The sequence below is a fragment of the Undibacterium sp. GrIS 1.8 genome, from assembly GCF_040544445.1.
Classification (GTDB): domain Bacteria; phylum Pseudomonadota; class Gammaproteobacteria; order Burkholderiales; family Burkholderiaceae_D; genus Undibacterium.
This window is the reverse complement of the sequence record NZ_JBEONQ010000003.1, coordinates 72189-91764: the sequence shown is the minus strand read 5'-3', so window position 1 is coordinate 91764 and position 19576 is coordinate 72189. Positions and strand designations below refer to the sequence as shown.

At 44.1% G+C, this 19576-nt stretch carries 18 protein-coding genes; all 18 read right to left on the bottom strand.

Translation table 11 applies throughout. The features are described from left to right. Positions 1-291 precede the first annotated feature (291 nt). The 18 genes from AAKU64_RS02255 to rpoS all read right to left on the bottom strand — a co-directional run bounded on the left by AAKU64_RS02255 (position 292) and on the right by rpoS (position 19495). Entirely contained in the window at positions 292-831 is a 540-nt protein-coding gene (locus AAKU64_RS02255; protein ID WP_322121577.1) for a phosphoribosyltransferase, read from the bottom strand. 37 nt (positions 832-868) lie between these two features. Further along, positions 869-2182, bottom strand: coding sequence for an adenylosuccinate synthase (locus tag AAKU64_RS02250; RefSeq protein WP_354330559.1), 1314 nt, complete (start codon positions 2180-2182; stop codon positions 869-871). A 3-nt stretch (positions 2183-2185) separates the two neighbouring features. Beyond that, on the bottom strand, positions 2186-3337 hold the full coding sequence (locus AAKU64_RS02245) for an ATP phosphoribosyltransferase regulatory subunit (protein ID WP_354330561.1): 1152 nt from the start codon (positions 3335-3337) through the stop codon (positions 2186-2188). 133 nt (positions 3338-3470) lie between these two features. After that, positions 3471-4382 carry a protease modulator HflC gene (hflC, locus tag AAKU64_RS02240; protein ID WP_354330563.1) on the bottom strand — a complete coding sequence of 304 codons (912 nt, stop codon included), beginning with the start codon at positions 4380-4382 and terminating at the stop codon, positions 3471-3473. Then, complete coding sequence (gene hflK / locus AAKU64_RS02235) at positions 4382-5671, bottom strand: FtsH protease activity modulator HflK (protein WP_354330565.1); 1290 nt, start codon at positions 5669-5671, stop codon at positions 4382-4384. The genes hflC and hflK overlap by 1 nt, the downstream gene beginning before the upstream one ends. A 62-nt stretch (positions 5672-5733) precedes the next feature. Further along, a complete protein-coding gene (gene hflX / locus AAKU64_RS02230; protein ID WP_354330567.1) occupies positions 5734-6858 on the bottom strand; it encodes a GTPase HflX in 1125 nt (374 codons plus the stop codon). A gap of 38 nt (positions 6859-6896) precedes the next feature. Then, positions 6897-7133 carry an RNA chaperone Hfq gene (hfq, locus tag AAKU64_RS02225; RefSeq protein ID WP_322119080.1) on the bottom strand — a complete coding sequence of 79 codons (237 nt, stop codon included), beginning with the start codon at positions 7131-7133 and terminating at the stop codon, positions 6897-6899. 142 nt (positions 7134-7275) lie between these two features. Beyond that, positions 7276-8619, bottom strand: coding sequence for a ribosome biogenesis GTPase Der (gene der, locus AAKU64_RS02220; RefSeq protein WP_354330568.1), 1344 nt, complete (start codon positions 8617-8619; stop codon positions 7276-7278). Between the two features lie 6 nt (positions 8620-8625). Further along, positions 8626-9774, bottom strand: a complete 1149-nt coding sequence (bamB, locus tag AAKU64_RS02215; RefSeq protein WP_354361291.1) for an outer membrane protein assembly factor BamB — start codon at positions 9772-9774, stop codon at positions 8626-8628. 12 nt (positions 9775-9786) lie between these two features. Next, entirely contained in the window at positions 9787-10452 is a 666-nt protein-coding gene (locus AAKU64_RS02210; protein WP_354361289.1) for a YfgM family protein, read from the bottom strand. Positions 10453-10464: 12 nt separating this feature from the next. Continuing rightward, positions 10465-11826, bottom strand: coding sequence for a histidine--tRNA ligase (gene hisS / locus AAKU64_RS02205; protein ID WP_354330574.1), 1362 nt, complete (start codon positions 11824-11826; stop codon positions 10465-10467). A gap of 38 nt (positions 11827-11864) precedes the next feature. Further along, positions 11865-13130 carry a flavodoxin-dependent (E)-4-hydroxy-3-methylbut-2-enyl-diphosphate synthase gene (gene ispG, locus AAKU64_RS02200; RefSeq protein ID WP_354330576.1) on the bottom strand — a complete coding sequence of 422 codons (1266 nt, stop codon included), beginning with the start codon at positions 13128-13130 and terminating at the stop codon, positions 11865-11867. 2 nt (positions 13131-13132) lie between these two features. Beyond that, entirely contained in the window at positions 13133-14158 is a 1026-nt protein-coding gene (locus AAKU64_RS02195) for a RodZ domain-containing protein (protein WP_354330578.1), read from the bottom strand. Next, positions 14151-14951, bottom strand: coding sequence for a type IV pilus biogenesis/stability protein PilW (gene pilW / locus AAKU64_RS02190; RefSeq protein ID WP_354330580.1), 801 nt, complete (start codon positions 14949-14951; stop codon positions 14151-14153). The genes AAKU64_RS02195 and pilW overlap by 8 nt, the downstream gene beginning before the upstream one ends. Next, positions 14948-16105 carry a dual-specificity RNA methyltransferase RlmN gene (gene rlmN / locus AAKU64_RS02185; RefSeq protein WP_354330582.1) on the bottom strand — a complete coding sequence of 386 codons (1158 nt, stop codon included), beginning with the start codon at positions 16103-16105 and terminating at the stop codon, positions 14948-14950. The genes pilW and rlmN overlap by 4 nt, the downstream gene beginning before the upstream one ends. Before the next feature lie 65 nt (positions 16106-16170). After that, the gene (gene ndk / locus AAKU64_RS02180; protein WP_354330584.1) at positions 16171-16596 is read right to left on the bottom strand and encodes a nucleoside-diphosphate kinase; all 426 of its coding nucleotides are present in this window, start codon (positions 16594-16596) and stop codon (positions 16171-16173) included. Positions 16597-16945: 349 nt separating this feature from the next. Next, entirely contained in the window at positions 16946-18280 is a 1335-nt protein-coding gene (gene rlmD, locus AAKU64_RS02175) for a 23S rRNA (uracil(1939)-C(5))-methyltransferase RlmD (protein WP_354330586.1), read from the bottom strand. Positions 18281-18445: 165 nt separating this feature from the next. After that, complete coding sequence (gene rpoS, locus AAKU64_RS02170; protein ID WP_354361287.1) at positions 18446-19495, bottom strand: RNA polymerase sigma factor RpoS; 1050 nt, start codon at positions 19493-19495, stop codon at positions 18446-18448. Positions 19496-19576: the final 81 nt, after the last annotated feature.

Below are 19576 nucleotides of genomic sequence, written 5' to 3'. Positions count from 1 at the left end.
ACAGATCTAAACGCTCCTAAAATATTAATACTGATAGTGAGTATATTTTAATCGTCGAAAGATTAATTGGACAATACAGCATTTTTATTGAAAATATAGGGGAGTATATTTAACTCAATAAATCCATGAACCAAATATCACTCTCAACAATAGGTAATACCGATTTTGTATTTCTATTGAGTAATTAGTTTTGAATTCGCGTGAGGCTTGATTTCTGTTAATTCGAATTATCTATGTCTCGTCAATATCAAAAAAAACGGGAGCAAATTTTGTTTGCTCCCATCATGATGATTACTCTTTTGTCTCACCTTTTTTTAGCCAAGCATTTAATTGCTGTGGTCGAATACTGTCGTACTCTTCAAAAGGTTGATGTATCCAAGGATTGCTTGCAAGGTAATCCAGATAAAAATCTGGCTTTACAGTCGAGCAAGCCTTATACCAAATGACGGCTGATTTGGCCTCAGTAACACCTGGGAAATTTTCACGCAGATGATGCAAAACTTTTTCTAAGGTGACACCGGAATCGACCAGATCATCCACCACTAAAACGCGTCCTTGCAAACTACCCTTAGTCATCGAAATATATTTACCTATATCCAATGATCCCTGCACTGTACCCGCGTCTTCACGATACGAGCTAGTCGATAAAATTGCCAATGGCACATCAAAAATACGGGATAAAGTATCACCGGGACGCAAGCCACCACGCGCGAGACATAAAATCTGGTCAAACTTCCAACCAGACTCATATACTTTTAACGCCAAATGCTCGACGGAGCGATGGTAAGACTCCCATGAAACCCATAAATCTTTATCTGTTGAAGCTGGCAACGTCATCTTACTTCCCTTATTTTATTTATTTGCTGAATTATAGAAATGGGTGACGCAAAACGATAGTCTCTTCCCGATCCGGGCCAGTAGAAACCATATCAATGGGCACGCCAACTAATTCTTCAATACGCTTAATATAATTACGCGCGTTCAATGGCAAGGCATCCATACTTTTTGCACCTACGGTTGTTTCTGTCCAGCCTGGCATTTCCTCATAAACAGCGACACAACGAGCTGCCTCTTCGGCGCCAACCGGGAAGATATCCACGGCTTTACCATCAACGGTATAGCCAGTACACAGCTTCAATGTATCAACACCATCCAACACGTCTAGCTTGGTTAAGCACATGCCAGACACGCCATTGATCTGTACAGAACGCTTCAGCAGTGCTGCATCAAACCAGCCGCAACGACGAGCGCGGCCAGTGACTGTACCAAACTCATGTCCAACGCTAGCTAAATGTTTTCCAACACCTTGATCCGTCGGCAGTTCAGAAGGGAAAGGACCAGAGCCAACACGGGTTGTATAGGCTTTAGTAATTCCCAAAATGTAATGCAACATATTTGGGCCAACACCAGAGCCTGCGGCAGCGTTACCAGCTACACAATTGCTAGAAGTGACGAATGGGTATGTGCCATGATCCACATCTAACAAACTGCCTTGGGCACCTTCAAACAGCAAGCTAGCGCCATTTTTATATGCGGCATAAAGGGCGCTAGAAACATCGGCAACCATAGGACGGATACGCGGCACATTTGCCAAGGTATCATCCAATGTTTTTTGAAAATCAACGGCTGGCGCTTTGAGGTAATTGGTTAGCACAAAATTGTGATAATCCAGATTCTCTTTGAGTTTTTCAGCAAAGCGTTCTGCGTTAAGCAAATCGGCAACGCGAATCGCACGACGAGCGACTTTATCTTCATACGCTGGGCCGATGCCTTTTCCAGTCGTACCAATTTTGGCCGCGCCACGCGCTACTTCACGCGCTGCATCAAGTGCCGTGTGGTAAGGCAGAATTACCGGGCAAGCTTCTGAAATTTTGAGGCGCGATACAACCTCTACGCCATTGGCCTGCAGTTTATCAATTTCACGTAATAAATCAGGTACTGACAACACAACGCCATTCCCGATATAGCAAGCAGTGCCAGCGCGCATGATGCCAGAGGGAATCAATTGCAACGCCGTTTTTTGCCCACCAATCACCAAAGTGTGACCAGCATTATGTCCACCTTGAAAACGAACCACGCCTTGCGCATGATCCGTCAACCAGTCAACGATTTTGCCCTTACCTTCATCGCCCCACTGGGTACCAATAACGACGACGTTTTTTGCGATTTTATTTTGTGACATCACTTAACCTACACTTTTAAGAATCCAATGACTACCATCAAATACGACTGCCCTATTACAGTCAAATTCGTCCTGTTCGCTCTCATGACCTGGCAAACTTTGAATAACAATTTCTCCACTTTTGCGTAATTCACCAATCTTTATTCGCAGTGCAGGATCTTTACTCCATGGGGCAAGGATCGCATCTTTGCGCTCTGCCGATGGCATTAGACGCGCTAGCTCGCGCAAATCAAGTGAAAATCCAGTCGCTGGGCGAGCACGGCCAAAAGCTTCACCAACATGATCGTAACGTCCGCCGCGAGCAACTGCATTTGGTAAGCCTGGCACAAAAGCATTAAACATTACTCCGCTGTGGTAATGATATCCACGTAAATCTGCCAAATCTATCGTAACTTTCGCACTACCGGCGAGCTTCACCAGATAATCAAGCTCATCCAAGGCAACAGCAATTCCAGCAAATGGCGGCAATATGGCGCGTGCGCGCTCAATCACCGAGATATCGCCATATAACTTAGGCAAATCCAACAAAGCTTGCCTTACGACCGGACTAAACTCTTTAGAAATTAACTCTATTGCAGGTAAGTCTTTCGCTTCCAATAAGGCAAATAAACTGGACGCATGCTTTTTAGCAACGGGATCACTTTCTAACAGCGATCTCAGTACACCGACATGGCAAAGGTCAAGGTGCACTTCTGAGATATTTGCTATTGCTAAAGAAGCTAACGCTAATTCCTGGATTTCGGCATCCGCCTCTAAACCAGCATGCCCATAAATTTCAGCACCAATCTGAATCGGCTCACGTGTTGCATGCAGGCCAGACGGGCGCGTATGCAATACACTGCCTGCATAACATAAACGCGTTACAGAATTACGGTTCAGTAAATGCGCATCAATCCTTGCGACCTGAGTTGTCATATCAGCCCGAACTCCCATGGTTCGGCCGGATAATTGATCAACCAATTTAAACATACGCAAATCCATGTCCTGACCGGCACCTGTCAGCAAGGATTCTATGTATTCGAGTAAAGGTGGCATGACCAACTCGTAGCCATACAACCTAAAATTGTCCAACAACACACGTCGTAACTCTTCTATTTTGCGTGCTTCGGATGGCAAAACATCAGCAATATTTTCCGGTAAAAGCCAATTTGGCATGAGCTTACAATCAAATAAAAACAAACAACAAATTATCAAACCTCAAACGCAACAAACGTAGGTCTGCCATCATATTAGATAGCACGACCTACGTTATCACCTTGTCAGTTACGAGTATTACTTAATAAATTAATTACTTTGACTTACTTGGAGCGACGGCTGAACCACTTGAGCCACCTACGCCAGGCGCTTTAAAATATTTAAAAAACTCAGAATTTGGATCAACTACCATCACATCGTTCTTAGTTTTAAAGCTGGCACGATATGCCTCCAAGCTGCGATAAAATTTGTAAAACTCTGGATTTTGACCGAATGCCTGCGCATAGATTTGTGACGCTTCAGCATCACCAGCGCCACGCATCTTTTCAGCCTCACGATATGCTTCCGCCAGAATTACAGTTCTTTGTTTATCTGCGTCTGCTCTGATTTTTTCGGAATCGGCAGATCCTGTAGAGCGTAATTCATTAGCCACGCGAGTACGCTCTGCTTTCATTCGATCGTAAACTGAACTATTGATCTGATCTACGTAATCAACGCGTTTCAATCGCACATCAATAATCTCTACGCCGATTTGCTTTGCCTCATCAGTAACTTTGACGCGGATCGCTTCCATAACTTTGCCACGCTCACCCGAAATAACTTCACGTACAGTACGTTTAGTGATTTCATCATTTAAGGCTGCTTTCACAATTTGATATAAGCGATCACGAGCTCTGCCCTCATCACCCTTAAAGCTAACGTAATACAATTTTGGCTCAATAATGTGCCATTTTACGAAAGCATCAACCAGTATGTTTTTCTTTTCTGCCGTAATAAAACGATCTGCATCTGGAGTATCTATCGTCAAAATACGTTTATCTAAAAACAAAACATTTTGAAACGGTGGTGGTAATTTGAAATGCAAGCCTGGCTCGCTAATCACCGCTTTTACTTCACCTAATGCAAAAACAATGGCATATGATTTTTGATCCACAACAAAAATCGTGGAATACAAAATCATGATTGCAATGATGAGTGCAAGTATCGAGGAAAATAACTTATTCATTATCTTACCTCCCGATCACGAGAATCACGACTATCACGGGATCTGCCGTCTTTACTGTAGCGCAACTCAACCGTCGGAATCTGCTCAGTTACTTGCGGGGTTGGTGCTGCCGGTGTCGTTGTTACAGATGAAGGTGAGGACTTAACATTGGCATTATCCGACGCTGGAATTAACTTATCTAAAGGAAGATAAATCATATTGTTACCACTCTTAGAATCCATCATGACTTTAGTCGTACTAGAGAAAATTTGCTGCATCGTTTCAAGATACATACGGTCTCGCGTAACTGCAGGCGCCTTTTGATATTCAGCCAACACTTGCTTAAAACGCGATGCATTACCTTCGGCGGTCGCTACAATTCTTGACTCGTATGCTTCCGACTCTTGCAACATGCGCGATGCCTCACCACGTGCTTTCGGGATCACATCATTTGCGTAGGCTTGGCCTTCATTTTTTTGACGTTCTTTATCCTGACCTGCTTTTACGGCATCATCAAAAGCTGCTTGTACTTGCTCAGGAGGCTGCACACCTTGCATCGTGACATTCGCAACCTGTACACCGGCTTGATACCGTTCAAGAATTTGCTGCATTAAAGCACCGACATCTTGCGCTACCTTTTCTCGTCCCTCGTACAGAACAAAATCCATTTTACTTTTCCCTACAACTTCACGAATCGCAGTTTCTGCCACTTGCTTGATCATACCCTCTGGATCACGATTATTAAACAGCCAATCAGACGCACTCTTTAATTTATATTGAACGGCAAACTGAATATCGATGATATTTTCATCCTCGGTCAACATCAGTGCTTCTTTTGGCTCTTTATTTTTTACATTAGAGCGATAACCAACTTCGACGGTGCGTACCTGAGAAACGTCGACGATTTCATGAGCCTGAATCGGGTAAGGCCAACGCCAGTTAAAACCGGACATTGTTGTATGGCTGAACTTACCAAATGTCGTAATAACGCCGGTTTGACCTTCTTGAACAATGAAGAATCCACTGATTAACCAAATAAACGCCAGCACAACAACGATGATGCTTACACCTAATTTAGCACTGGCAGCATCAGGAGTGAATCCGCCACCACCGCCGCCGTTATTACCATTATTTTTTGAGCCTAGGAAACGACTAATGCGTTCATTAAAGTCGCGCCATAATTTCTCTAAATCGGGTGGACCCTCAGGTGGCTTCTTGCCATCCTTGTCGTTATTTTGAGAGCCACGACCCCACTGAGGATCGTTCAACGACATCGTTAAGCCAATTTTTTTTAGAAGTGAAACGAACATTCTGTCGTTATCCAATAAAATAATGAGTTGAACTACAAATAGACTTAATACTGAATAAATTTTTAGACAAACCGCGCATCATCAAACTGGGCGATCTCTACTGGATTGTTTCTTTTAAATGCATAGTCTTTAGCAAACTCTGTAACCGCTTGCCGCAACAAACCTACTCCGGCACCAGTTTGCGCACTCAAAAAAACTCTTTGAATTTTATCATACTCACCTAGCTCCAAACTCGGCTCCAAGCCAGCCAAATCGATCTTATTCCAAACCAATAATTGAGGAATATGGTCAGCACCGATCTCTTTCAATACGTCATTAACTTGTTGAATTTGGTCTAAGCGCACTGGACTACTTGCATCAACTACATGCAACAACAAATCGGCATGAATTGTCTCTTCCAAAGTAGCACGAAATGCATCGACCAATTGATGCGGTAGCTCCCTGATGAACCCTACCGTGTCAGATATCACAACACTACCTGCATCGGCAAGATACAAACGTCGTGATGTAGTGTCTAACGTAGCAAACAACTGGTCTGCTGCGTAAGCACCCGCCTTCGTCAACGAATTAAATAACGTAGATTTACCAGCATTGGTATAACCAACCAAAGATACTGAAAAGGTGTGGCTTCTACCACGCGAACGTCTTTGTGTTTCACGCTGCTTATGCAACTTATCCATACGAGCTTTAAGTGCTTTAACTCGGTCACCGATTAAACGGCGATCAGTTTCAAGCTGAGTCTCTCCAGGCCCGCGCAAACCAATACCACCCTTTTGTCGCTCCAGATGAGTCCAGCCGCGTATCAACCTTGTAGCAAGATGCTGCAACTGCGCCAATTCGACTTGGACTTTACCTTCATGACTATGAGCACGCTGCGCGAAAATATCAAGAATCAGACTAGTTCTGTCTACCACCCGTATTTTCAAACGTCGCTCTAAATTCCGCTGTTGCGCAGGTGATAATGCATGATTAAAGATTGCAATATCGAGCTCAGCATCAGCAATGGTATTTGCAATCTCATCCGCTTTACCAGAGCCTACAAATAACGCAGCATCAGGACTAGAGCGCTTGCAGGTAATGGTTGTCATGGGCTCTGCCCCCGCAGATCGGGAGAGCAGAGATAGTTCTTCTAAACTAGCGGCAAAATCATCTTTACCGAAGTCCACACCGATTAAAACGGCGCGCATAGAAAAATTTTATTTTTCAAAAAATAAATGCCTAATAATTACTCGGGCTCTGACTCAGTATTGATGGTCACAGCACGTGCGGGAACAACAGTAGAAATGGCGTGTTTGTATACCATCTGCGTCACTGTATTACGCAATAAAACTACGTATTGATCAAAAGATTCAATATGACCTTGCAACTTAATGCCATTCACCAAATAGATGGATACAGGAATATGTTCTTTACGAAGTGCATTCAAGAACGGGTCTTGTAACAGTTGCCCTTTATTACTCATAACAGCTCCAATATGTTGTTGTGATCAGGAGTTGGGGACACATTGCAAAAGTTCAAGAGTCCCAATAGTTGATTACCTTGTAACTGTAATCTATTTTCGCTTGTGCTGCTTGCTAGATCCACCAACGATCAAATGAAAATTCTTATTTTTCAGTTTTAGAGAAAGGATTTTTACCTGAGCGCATTTCTATGCGCAAAGGGGTTCCCACTAAAGAAAAGGTTTCTCGAAAATGTTTTTCCAAATAGCGTTTATATACATCACCAATGGAATCCAAGGCATTGCCATGAATAACAATAATGGGTGGATTTTGACCGCCTTGGTGGGCATAACGCAGCTTAGGTCTTATCGAGCCTTTACGCTTCGGCTGCTGATGCTCAACAGCTTCTATCAGCGCACGAGTTAATTTTGGCGTAGATAAGTTCGCTGTTGCTGCAGCATAAGCAGCATCGACGGACTTCATTAAAGGAGCGATACCGCTAGCTTTTAAAGCAGAAATAAAATGAAACTTAGCAAATGTCAAAAAATTCAGCTTACGTTCAATATCCAATTTGATTTCATCGCGTCTGTCGCTTTGCAAGCCATCCCATTTATTGACACCAATAACTAAGGCTCGTCCAGACTCCAAGATAAAGCCAGCTATATGTGCATCTTGCTCAGATATATCTTGCTGCGCATCGAGCATAAGCAACACAACATTTGCTTCCGAAACCGATTGTAAAGTCTTGACTACAGAAAATTTCTCTATTGCCTCAAACACTTTTCCACGGCGGCGAATACCCGCTGTGTCAATCAAAGTGTAATGTTTTCCATCGCGCTCAAAAGGAATTTCAATCGAATCACGGGTAGTGCCGGGCATATCAAATGCTATGACCCGATCCTCGCCCAATAGTGTATTAACTAAAGTTGATTTACCAACATTGGGACGCCCAACTATCGCGAGCTTGATTCCCCTTACGACATCATCTGGCTCCTCCAATTCTGGAGGTCTTTGCGCAAACGCAATGTCTAACGACTCCTCAACTAAATCTGTTACGCCATCTCCGTGCGCTGCTGAAATGACGTACGGATCGCCTAATCCTAATTCATAAAAATCGGCTGTAACAGAGCTATATTTCATACCCTCAGCTTTATTTACTACCAACATCACGGAGCGTCCAGATTTTCGCAAAAAATCCGTAATAGTTTTATCATGCGGAGTCAAACCCTGACGTCCATCAACGATAAACACAACCACATCAGCCTCAGCTACAGCCTGCTTAGTTTGCTTGGCCATTTCATGCATGATGCCTTCTTTGGCAACGGGCTCGAAACCACCAGTATCTATAACCAAAAATGGACGTTCACCAATACGTCCCTCACCGTAATGTCTATCCCTTGTCAAACCAGGAAGATCTGCCACTAACGCATCACGAGAGCGAGTAAGTCGATTGAACAGCGTGGATTTGCCGACATTTGGTCGACCTATAAGTGCAATAACCGGCTTCATTTAGTATTACTCGGTTGTCAATGCAACCACTGCCCCTGATTTGGTTTGAACGATCAAACTCGAGCCAACTACAGTTGGAGCTGCCAAAATTTGACTGCCATCGGTACTAATACGACCGATGAAAGAACCATCCTCTCGTGAGAGAAAATGGATAAAGCCAGAACCGTCGCCAACAGCAACAGCTCGACCGAAAGAAATTGGTGCGGACAAACGCCTGTAAGCTAATTTATCATTTCGCCAAACACTAGCACCGGTACTACGAGCATAAGCGGATACAGCACCCGAATTATCCGCTGCAAAAACAAATCGCTCATCTACACTTACACCAACTTCGCTGGATAAAGTTTTCGCCCAGCGCGCAGCACCAGTGGTTAAGTCATAACAACCAACACGTCCTTGATAAGCAGAAACACAAGCCTCATTTCCGATAATAAACGGAGTTCCAGAAACATCGGTAATTCGCTCAAGCTCAGTCGCACCTTTAGGATCTGCAACAGCAATCTCCCAACGCAAACCGCCATTAGTTAAAGAAAAAGATGCTAGCTTACCACCAGGCAATGCGACTATAGCCCACTGATCCGCGATTGCGATGCCTTGAATAGTACGTAAGGTCAAAATTGGCAGTGGTCTCTCGACAGACCATTTTTTTGTTCCTGTTGCTATATCGTACGCCGCGATTTTGTTATCCATACTACGAACAACCACAACATCTTTGGCGACAGCTGGAGAGGAAAGTATCTCGCTGGAAGTTTGCACACTCCAGCGCAACTTACCCTCGGTATCAAAAGCGAATAACATACCTTTTCGCCCTGCAACAACTACTACAGAAGCGCTAGCACCAACTCCAGCAGTCAAAGAAGAACCTGCATTAATACGCCAGACCGCCTGACCATTAGCAGCATCCAATCTAATTACAGTACCATCCACTGCAGCCGCATATATATCCGCACCAACTTGAGCAGGCGTAAATACATATTCACCTGATGAGCCAACCGAGCTTGACCAAAGAGTCTTCACTGGCATGGTCACGGTAAAATCCTGCAAGGTCGCCGGAATATTTTTTGTTTCAGACTTACTCGCAAACGGATTCATAGAGGAACAAGCCGCGAGGGAAAGCAATACTAATGAGGCCAGCAATTTGCCAGAAAAATGCATGAACTACTCCTATTATTTACTAGCTGAACTACTTGCAAGCTTAGCCTCGGCACCACCAAGAGCATCGAGCTTTATCTGGATTAACTGACGCGCAGGATTTTTCTCTTTTGTCTTTTCTAATGCGCTCTGAAATGCAGCGCGGGCTTCTACAGGTTTATTTTGAGCGAGATAAATATCGCCTTTCCGATCAGCAATATCTCCAGCAAATTCTGACGAAAAATCACCTGATAAAAAAGCTAGTCCTTCATCGTAAGCTTTTTCATCCAAGGCAATACCTGCTAAACGGATTTTTGCGATCGCTTTATATTCTTCCACGCTACTATGATCAATGACCCAACGTAATTGGGCTTTGACTACTTTGATATCTCCAGCATCAAAAGCACTCTTAGCTGCTGTCAATGCGGACATAGCCGCATATGGTGTTTTAGAAAATTTTTCGACAACATCATTAGCCGCTCGCTGCACTTTTGCATTATCTTTAGCTTGTACTGCCTTTTGTAGCACGTCATACAATTGTGACGCCTGACTTGACTGATCACGCTGATAGCTGGTCCAACCCGTCCATGCAGCGTAAGCAGATAAAGCGATTACCAACAGCCAAGTAACCAGGTTGCCGTATTGTTTCCACCATGCTTTGAGAGTGTCTAATTGCTCTTGTTCTTCGAGATCGTATGCCATTTTGTATAAAGTCTAGTGATGAATATGAATATGAGTTGGATCGTCACAGCATTCGCCTGCATCACCGATCCCAGCGATCTGGTCAACCAAGTAATCAACAGCAGTATCAAACGGCACCGTGACTTGGTTATTCTCCATATCTTCCGTGCGCATTGCCTTGATACTGACAGTATTCGATGCGGACTCATCCTCACCAATGATGACTGCGTAGGCTGCTCCACTACCGTCTGCTTTTTTCATTTGCGATTTAAAACTACCTACACCGCTTGCAGTTGCGCAATGTAACACAACATCTAGCCCCGCATCGCGCAAACGCTCGCCTAATACGAAAGATTGTTCTTGTGCTTTGCTACCTTGATGCACAAGATAGATATCGCATTGGGCTGGCGCATGTGTTTCGCCAGATGCTTTCATTAACTCCAACAATCGTTCAATGCCCATTGCGAAGCCACAAGCGGGAGTAGGTTTACCGCCGAAAATACTAAATAAGGAATCATAGCGACCACCAGCACACACTGTACCTTGTGAACCCAATTGATCAGTTACCCACTCAAAAACTGTACGGTTGTAATAATCCATGCCTCGCACCAGACGTGTATTGATCGTGAATGGAATACTATTGTCACGCAATATTTTTTGAACACCCAAGAAATGTGACATAGACTCTTCACCAAGATAACTAAGCAGCTTAGGTGCAGAATTTACCATTTCTTGCATTGCCGGATTTTTAGTATCAAGAATACGCAGTGGATTACTATGCAAACGTCGCTGCGCCTCGGCATCTAAAATATCTTCATGTTGTTCAAAGTAGGCAATCAATGCTACACGATGCTTAATACGCTCTTCTGCGTCACCAATCGAATTTAGTTCTAGACGTAAGTCTTGCATACCTAAATCATCCCAAAGACGCTGACACATCATGATTAATTCTGCATCGATATCAGGACCACTAAAACCTAAAGCCTCAGCCCCTACTTGATGGAATTGACGATAGCGTCCACGTTGCGGCTTTTCATGCCTAAACATGGGGCCGTTGTACCAAAGACGTCGTGGACCTTCGTAAGTCAAATTATGCTCTAGTGCTGCACGCACAACGCCGGCCGTGTTCTCTGGACGCAGGGTTAATTTATCCCCATTCATTGCATCTTCAAAGGAGTACATTTCCTTCTCAACGATATCAGTAACTTCACCAAGACCGCGAGCAAATAAGGCCGTAGGCTCAACGATAGGCGTACGAATTTGTTGAAAGCCATAACTCTTCAAAACAGACTGCACCGTATTTTCAAACAATTCCCATAAGGGAGAATCGGTTGGAAGAAGGTCATTCATCCCTTTCACGCCAACGATTTTTTCTATTTTTTTATTTTCAGACATACTTTACAACCTAATTATTTATTAGCCAAATACGTTTGTTACACAGTAGACGGAGTGTAATGAGTCTTCACATAATCTAATACGATAGCTTGGAATTCTTCTGAGATGTTATCGCCTCGCAAAGTTAACGCCTTTGCTCCATCAATAAAAACTGGCGCAGAAGGAGACTCGCCAGTACCAGGCAAGCTAATTCCAATATTGGCATGTTTGGATTCTCCGGGACCATTTACGATACAGCCCATCACCGCAACATTCATGCTTTCCACACCGGGATATTGTTTTTTCCAAACAGGCATCTGATCGCGTAAAAAGGTTTGAATACTATCTGCCAATTCTTGGAATACAGTAGAAGTAGTACGCCCGCATCCTGGGCAAGCAATCACCATAGGAGTGAATTTTCTTAAACCCATCGTCTGTAAAATTTCTTGCCCAACTACGACTTCCTTACAACGATCACCGCCTGGCTCAGGAGTAAGAGAAATACGAATCGTATCGCCAATCCCCTCTTGCAACAACACAGATAGTGCTGCTGTCGATGCCACGATACCTTTGCTGCCCATACCTGCTTCTGTCAAGCCTAAATGCAAAGGATAGTCACAGCGCTGCGCAAGTTCTCGATATACAGCAATTAAATCCTGCACTCCTGAAACCTTGCAAGACAGAATAATCTTATCGCCAGCTAAACCTAGCTCTTCAGCTCGTTGTGCATTTTCTATTGCAGATGTAATCAACGCCTCATACATCACCGTTTGCGCACTCCACGGCTCTGCACGCTGTGCATTTTCATCCATAATGCGAGCGAGTAAAGCTTGATCGAGACTCCCCCAGTTCACTCCGATACGAACAGGCTTGTCGTAGAAACATGCCATCTCTATCATCTGTGCAAACTGAGTATCGCGTTTTGCGCCCTGCCCTACATTTCCTGGATTTATACGATACTTGGATAAAGCCCGGGCACAATCAGGAAAGTCTTTTAGCAACGTATGTCCGTTGTAATGAAAATCCCCAACCAAGGGAACATCTATTTCCATCTTATCCAATTGCGCACGAATCGCTGGTACTGCTGCCGCAGCTTCCGCATTATTAACAGTCAACCTTACCAGTTCAGAACCAGCCCTTGCTAACTCTTTAATTTGAATGGCAGTACCAATTACATCAGCGGTATCCGTGTTTGTCATCGACTGAACCACCACTGGTGCAGAACCACCAACGACAACTTGACGTGAGCCATATACAATTTTTGCACTTCGGCTCAAGCGACGTACAAATGGTCCGGATGCTATGCCAGAAAAAGAAGATGTCATACTTACTTCACACTTAGATTAAAAACATTGCTCTCTTTTGTCGGCGCAATATTTAAAGAAACCCCACGTAATGTCCCATCGACACCAGCCGCATTACCAATTTTGATCTGCAAAGGCTCTTTGAGATCGAAACTCTCTTCTGTCCCAGCCCTTGCTAAATGAGACGTCACTACACTGCCATTTTCACGTTTTAATTGTATCCAGGAATCCTGCCGAAATTTAAATTTCATTAAATTATTTGCAGAATTAAGCACAACAGCCTGAGCCGGGTCAGCTAGCTGCTGATTAACAGTACTGGAGGACAAAACTGGCGCAGATACTGTTGATGGCACCACAATATCAGATATAGAGCTTGAACCAGACTGAGAAGTATTTGGAGATGCCACTTCAGATGACGGTAGATTCACTTGCCCCTCCGATTTATTTTCTACAGAGGCAGTATCCAAGGCAACAGAATTAGTCGAATTTTTAGAAGTCGCTGCGCTCGCGGGCGCTTCCAAACTGGATGACACTTTAGGTGAAATTAGATTCTGAATATAACTAATATGCTCATATTTTTGCAATACAAAAAAAACAAGCGCAAGTATCGCAAGCACCACAGCACCCCAGACGTACTTACCATTATTGACATCTTGCCGCCCCATTAGAGGCAATCTAGACTCAAGAAAAGGAGTAGCTAATACCGGCCGAACACCCGTCGACTCTACAGACAAGTCATTCTCTTTAGGTAGCAACTCAATGATTGGCTCAGCATCAATTTTTAACAACTTAGCATAAGACCTGATAAAGCCTCGCACTATCACCATCTTAGGAAGTTCGTTAAAATGATTTGATTCAATTGCGATTATCTGCCTTACTGAAAGTTTTAATTGATCAGCAATATGCTGGACTGTCCAGTCTTTTTGCTCACGAGCAGCTGCTAGAAGCGCTCCAGCAGAGCGAGTTGCCGATAACTCAGGCTTATTATCTTCATTCATATCTGAGGTATTTAATTTCTCTACGGATAAATTCATACCTGCATCACTCATCAAAAGCCCCTCGCTGAAACAGAGCGTACTCTTTGGAATTAGGATAGCGTCTACGCAACTGTGTACCCAAACCAGCTACGGCGGATTGGTCTCCCAGTTTATTTTCTATTTTTATCGCCAACCAAAGTACGTCTGCCGCAAATATGTCTTCTTTGAGTACTCTGTTTATATAAAATTTTGCCTTTTCGTATTCAGTACGATCCAAATAAATTTTGGCCAGATTAGCATTGATTGTCGGACTACCCGGATCAATACGAAAACCTTGCATAAAATAGTTTTCTGCCTTAACTGTATCTTTCAATCTAAGACTACAAACACCTGCGTTGTGAAGGACTTTTATCGGTGTAGTGTAGGTTGGGTCTTTTAGTACTTTGTCGAAGTAAGTCATGCCTTGTTTTTCATGTCCGTTTTGACATAGAAACCAACCATAATTATTAGCAATATCTGAATTATTTGGCGCCAGTTTTAAGGCACGCTGAAAGTTCTCTTCAGCCAAGGACTTCTCACCCATATCCATGTAAACCAAAGCTCTGACACTATAGGCATCAACCAAATCAGGGGACATGATTAACGCCTGTCTAATTTCATCCAGCGCGACTTTGTATTGTCCTTGCTGATAATAACCAATCGCCAATTCCATACGAATGGATGCTCTCTTTTGCAAATCAACACTTTCAGTTGGCTGGTTATTCTCAGGCTTAAACCCCTCAGGCTTTTTGCTTGCACATGCGGACAACATCAGCGCCAGTAACACGCCAGATAAAAAACGATAGTGCAATCCAAAAATTTTCACTGAGTGATCTCCACGATCTTGCCAAAATTTTTACCAAACTTGGTTTGATATTCCGCCATTTTTTGCATACGCTCTTGCACTCGCGTTCTGTCCTGAACCTCACCTGCTAACTGCCCACAGGCGGCATCAATATCATCGCCTCGCGTCTTACGTATGGTTGTCACTAATCCCGCATCCATCAGCACTTGGGCAAAAGCCTTTATACGAGGATTGGCTGAACGTTTTAAACCCGATTCCGGAAAAGGGTTAAACGGAATCAAGTTAAACTTACAGGGAACATTTTTAACTAATTGCACCAGCTCACGAGCATGTTGATCCGTATCATTTACGCCATCCAACATGCAGTATTCAAATGTCACGAAATCACGTGGAGCATAATCCAAATACCGCTTGCAAGCCGCCATTAATTCATGCAACGGATATTTTTTATTTAACGGTATTAAGCTGTCGCGCAGAGTGTCGTTTGAGGCATGCAAAGACACTGCCAACGCCACTGCACACTCTTGGGACAACTTATCAATCATTGGCACCACACCGCTGGTAGACAACGTAACACGACGACGTGATAAACCATAGGCATTATCATCTAACATCAGACGCAAAGCAGTGACCGTTGGCTCAAAATTCAATAAAGGTTCGCCCATCCCCATCATTACTACATTAGTAATTTGACGTTCGCCTTTTGGTCCCGGTGCTATACCTTTAGTTTTACGCAATAAAAACTCAGCCATCCAAAGTTGGCCAATAATTTCACCAACGCTTAAATTACGATTAAATCCTTGCTTACCCGTTGAGCAAAAGCGGCAATTGACTGCACAACCGGCCTGAGTGGAGATACACAAGGTTCCACGATTCTCTTCGGGGATAAATACTGCTTCTACAGCATTGCCCTGCCCCACATCCAACAACCATTTGCGCGTCCCATCTGTTGACGTATGGTCGCTAATAATTGCAGGAGCGGCAATAAAGGCTCGCGTAGATAATTTTTCTCTTAGCGATTTTGCGAGATCGCTCATTTCTTCGAAGCTACCGGCACCGAACTGGTGTATCCAGCGCTGCAATTGCTTGGCGCGAAACGGCTTCTCACCCAACTCACCGCAATAAGCGACGAGTTGCGCGGGATCCAGGTCCAACAAATTGGTGAGAGCCGTCATATGCATCTTCCTTCACATCCTGCTTAAGTATCACTACAAAACCAAGACGATATTACAAACTGTGATTAACGTGAGTACACGTTCAACGCTGGGAAGAAGTAAGCGATTTCGATGGCGGCTGTTTCAACTGCATCGGAACCATGTACTGCATTTGCGTCGATTGATTCTGCGAAATCTGCACGAATTGTGCCTTTTTCTGCTTTCTTTGGATCTGTTGCACCCATCAGATCACGATTTTTCAAAATCGCGCCTTCGCCTTCTAATGCTTGAACAAAGACTGGGCCAGAGATCATGAAATCAACCAGGTCTTTGAAGAATGGGCGTGCAGCGTGAACTGCATAGAAACCTTCTGCTTCAGCGCGGGACAATTGTGTCAAGCGAGCAGCGACTACTTTCAAGCCAGCAGCTTCAAAGCGGCTGACAATTTGACCAATAACGTTTTTTGCAACTGCATCAGGCTTAATAATAGACAATGTACGTTCGATAGCCATCTAAAAACTCCAATAAAATGAAAGGGTTAAGACAAAATTTCAAGAATTCATCTAACCTTCGATTTTATCATAAAAACGACCCACCTAAGGTAAGTTGCCAATAAAGACAATTACCTGCAAGAATTATTATTAAATAAGTACTTGGGCGCCGAAAGCACCAATCAGATCAGTTCCTTATCCCCCAAAGCGAGTACAAAAACCGCAAAATAGAATATGGGATGATCAGCTTGGCTAACTAAGTCAGCGTTAAATTTAGAAATTTTTTAGGATTACAGGGAGTATATGCATAATTAGCCATATTATCCAGCGTTTCTATGGACAACTTTAAATACACCCACCCAGTATTAAATTAATCCAAATCAAAAACTGCCATCGATTCTACGTGGGACGTGTGTGGGAACATATTGACGACGCCAGCAAAGCTCAAGCGATAGCCGGCCTGATTGACCAACATGCCAGCATCACGTGCTAGCGTAGACGGGCTACATGACACATACACAATGCGCTTGGGCTTCAACTCTGGTGCTAGACTGCCCAAATCGATCAGGGCTTGGCAAACTGCCATTGCACCATCGCGCGGGGGATCGACTAAAAAGCGATCAAACTTACCCAAGGCAACGAAATCTTGCGCAGTAACCTCGAACAAATTACGCGTACCAAATGAAGTCGTTGCCTCTAATCCGTTGGCACGAGCATTCTCCATTGCCCGCTCTGTCAACGTTGAACTACCCTCGATCCCCACAACTTCTTTTGCTAAAGTTGCAATCGGTAACGTGAAATTACCTAAACCGCAGAACAAATCAGCAATACGCTCGCCTTTTTGGACATCCAGCAAACGCAGAGCGCGCTCTACCAGAACGCGATTGATATGATGATTAACCTGAGTAAAATCAGTCGGCTTAAATGGCATTTTTATACCAAACTCGGGTAATAAATAATGCAATTCACTGTGCTCTGGATAAAACGGAGTAGCTGTTTCTGGCCCTTTGGTTTGCAACCACCATTGCACTTGATATTGATCCGCAAAAGCCTTCAGCTTTATTTCATCCTCGGCAGTCAGCGCCTCCATTATGCGCAACACCATCGCAGTTACACCCTCACCGATCGCCAGTTCGATTTGCGGCAATGCCTCAATAATCGATAAAGACGAAATCAGATCACGCAATGGCATAAGCATTGCAGACACATGCGGCGGCAAAATCTCACAGGTTTCCATATTGGCGACATAGCGAGATTTTTTCTCATGAAAACCGACTAAAACCATGCCTTTTTTATGTACATTACGCACAGAAAGCCGGGCGCGATAACGGTAACCCCAAGTCGGACCATAAATTGGTCGCAACATTGTCTCTGCTTTCACCTTGCTGATATGCCAGAGATTATCTTCCAGCACGCGCTGCTTCATCGCTACTTGTGCATTTGACTCCAGATGCTGCATAGAGCAACCGCCACATACGCCAAAAAATTCACATTTAGGCTTAACCCGTTGTGACGACTCACGCACCAACTGCGTCATATTTGCAGCTTCCCAGGTCGCCTTCTTTTTGAATGTGCTGAAGCCAACCACCTCACCCGGCAAAGCCCCTTCAACAAAAACAACTTTTCCTGGAGTGCCATCTTCATTTTCCAGATGACCAACGCCACGGGCGTCCATGTCGAAAGAACGGATATTAATAGTATTCATAATAATTGCGGCGTGATGCACAGATCACGCCGATCAGGTTTAATTCAGAAAACGGGATTATAGGAGAAACTATGGAGAAAGCGCGTAGAAACTTGGGAGCAGGTTCGCAAACAGCTAGAAATTACTTTACTTACAGTGCAGCCCAAAGCAGATCAGTCAGGCAAATCACAACAGCGCATCACGTCCTACACCACGTGATGAGAAGGATCGCTTGAGCTTAATCAGCGCCTCTTGCTGAATTTGTCGCACACGTTCACGCGTGATACCCATTTCATCCGCCAAGGTCTCTAGCGTTGCGGGATCATCATTATCAAGGCCAAACCTACGCACGATGACGATGCGTTGCTTGTCCGGCAGCTTAGACAACCAATCTCTGACCAAAATAGTCATCTCATGCTGTTCTGCACGAATATCCGGTGTGTCTTCGCTGTCACCTGGCAGCATGTCCATCAAACTAGATTGCGGATCATTATCCAGAGGCGTATCTAGCGACGTTGCATGCTCAGACAAAGCAAGAATATCTTGCACCTCATCCAGCGGTCTGTCGACCAGATGGGCGATATCTTCTAACGCCGCATCACGACCATCATGCTGCTGTGATTCCAGATGATATTTGGCACGTAAAATCTGGTTCAGTTCACGTACCATGTGCACAGGCAAACGGATAGTGCGCGCTTGGTTCATGATGGCGCGCTCAATACTCTGGCGTATCCACCATGTGGCGTAAGTCGAAAAACGAAAACCGCGCTCAGGCTCAAACTTATCAATCGCATGCATCAAACCCAGATTACCCTCCTCTATCATATCGAGCAAGGCGACGCCGCGATTGATGTAATGCTTAGCAATGGAAACGACGAGCCGCAAATTGTGCTCTATCATTTTTTGGCGCGCTTCAAAATTACCTTGCTTGGCCAAAGTCGCGTAGTGTAATTCTTCTGCGACAGAGAACAATGGGCGAGTGCCGATTTGATTTAAATAGTGCTGCGTCGTATCGGTCGATAACTCAGCGGCTAATACTGTTTTCAGCTCATCAATCGGAGCAACGATTAAAGAAATCGGATTATCGTTTTGCCCATCCTCAGCCTCTTCAACCTCATCCTCAGAGAAGTCTGATGGGTTGGTTCGTTCAGCGTTGGCATCAACCAGACCATCTTGATCTTGATCGTCGTCCGTTTCAGGCGATTGCAGTTGATGTTTAGTTGAAGTATTGGGCATAGTGTGAGTTAAACGACTTATCCTATTTTGAACTTACTGACTAATTATTTTCTAACCAAAATTAAATAATGATTGCTCTTG

Excerpts from the sequence above, each read along its gene's own strand:
- hflX (WP_354330567.1), bottom strand. The coding sequence starts at position 6,858 with ATGCGCGCCGTTTTAATCGGTGTGGACTTCGGTAAAGATGATTTTGCC.
- rlmN (WP_354330582.1), bottom strand. The coding sequence starts at position 16,105 with ATGACGGCTCTCACCAATTTGTTGGACCTGGATCCCGCGCAACTCGTC.
- hflC (WP_354330563.1), bottom strand. The coding sequence starts at position 4,382 with ATGAATAAGTTATTTTCCTCGATACTTGCACTCATCATTGCAATCATG.
- AAKU64_RS02250 (WP_354330559.1), bottom strand. The coding sequence starts at position 2,182 with ATGTCACAAAATAAAATCGCAAAAAACGTCGTCGTTATTGGTACCCAG.
- der (WP_354330568.1), bottom strand. The coding sequence starts at position 8,619 with ATGAAGCCGGTTATTGCACTTATAGGTCGACCAAATGTCGGCAAATCC.
- hfq (WP_322119080.1), bottom strand. The coding sequence starts at position 7,133 with ATGAGTAATAAAGGGCAACTGTTACAAGACCCGTTCTTGAATGCACTT.
- bamB (WP_354361291.1), bottom strand. The coding sequence starts at position 9,774 with ATGCATTTTTCTGGCAAATTGCTGGCCTCATTAGTATTGCTTTCCCTC.
- ndk (WP_354330584.1), bottom strand. The coding sequence starts at position 16,596 with ATGGCTATCGAACGTACATTGTCTATTATTAAGCCTGATGCAGTTGCA.
- rlmD (WP_354330586.1), bottom strand. The coding sequence starts at position 18,280 with ATGAATACTATTAATATCCGTTCTTTCGACATGGACGCCCGTGGCGTT.
- rpoS (WP_354361287.1), bottom strand. The coding sequence starts at position 19,495 with ATGCCCAATACTTCAACTAAACATCAACTGCAATCGCCTGAAACGGAC.
- hisS (WP_354330574.1), bottom strand. The coding sequence starts at position 11,826 with ATGTCTGAAAATAAAAAAATAGAAAAAATCGTTGGCGTGAAAGGGATG.
- ispG (WP_354330576.1), bottom strand. The coding sequence starts at position 13,130 with ATGACATCTTCTTTTTCTGGCATAGCATCCGGACCATTTGTACGTCGC.
- hflK (WP_354330565.1), bottom strand. The coding sequence starts at position 5,671 with ATGTTCGTTTCACTTCTAAAAAAAATTGGCTTAACGATGTCGTTGAAC.
- AAKU64_RS02245 (WP_354330561.1), bottom strand. The coding sequence starts at position 3,337 with ATGCCAAATTGGCTTTTACCGGAAAATATTGCTGATGTTTTGCCATCC.
- AAKU64_RS02195 (WP_354330578.1), bottom strand. The coding sequence starts at position 14,158 with ATGAGTGATGCAGGTATGAATTTATCCGTAGAGAAATTAAATACCTCA.
- AAKU64_RS02210 (WP_354361289.1), bottom strand. The coding sequence starts at position 10,452 with ATGGCATACGATCTCGAAGAACAAGAGCAATTAGACACTCTCAAAGCA.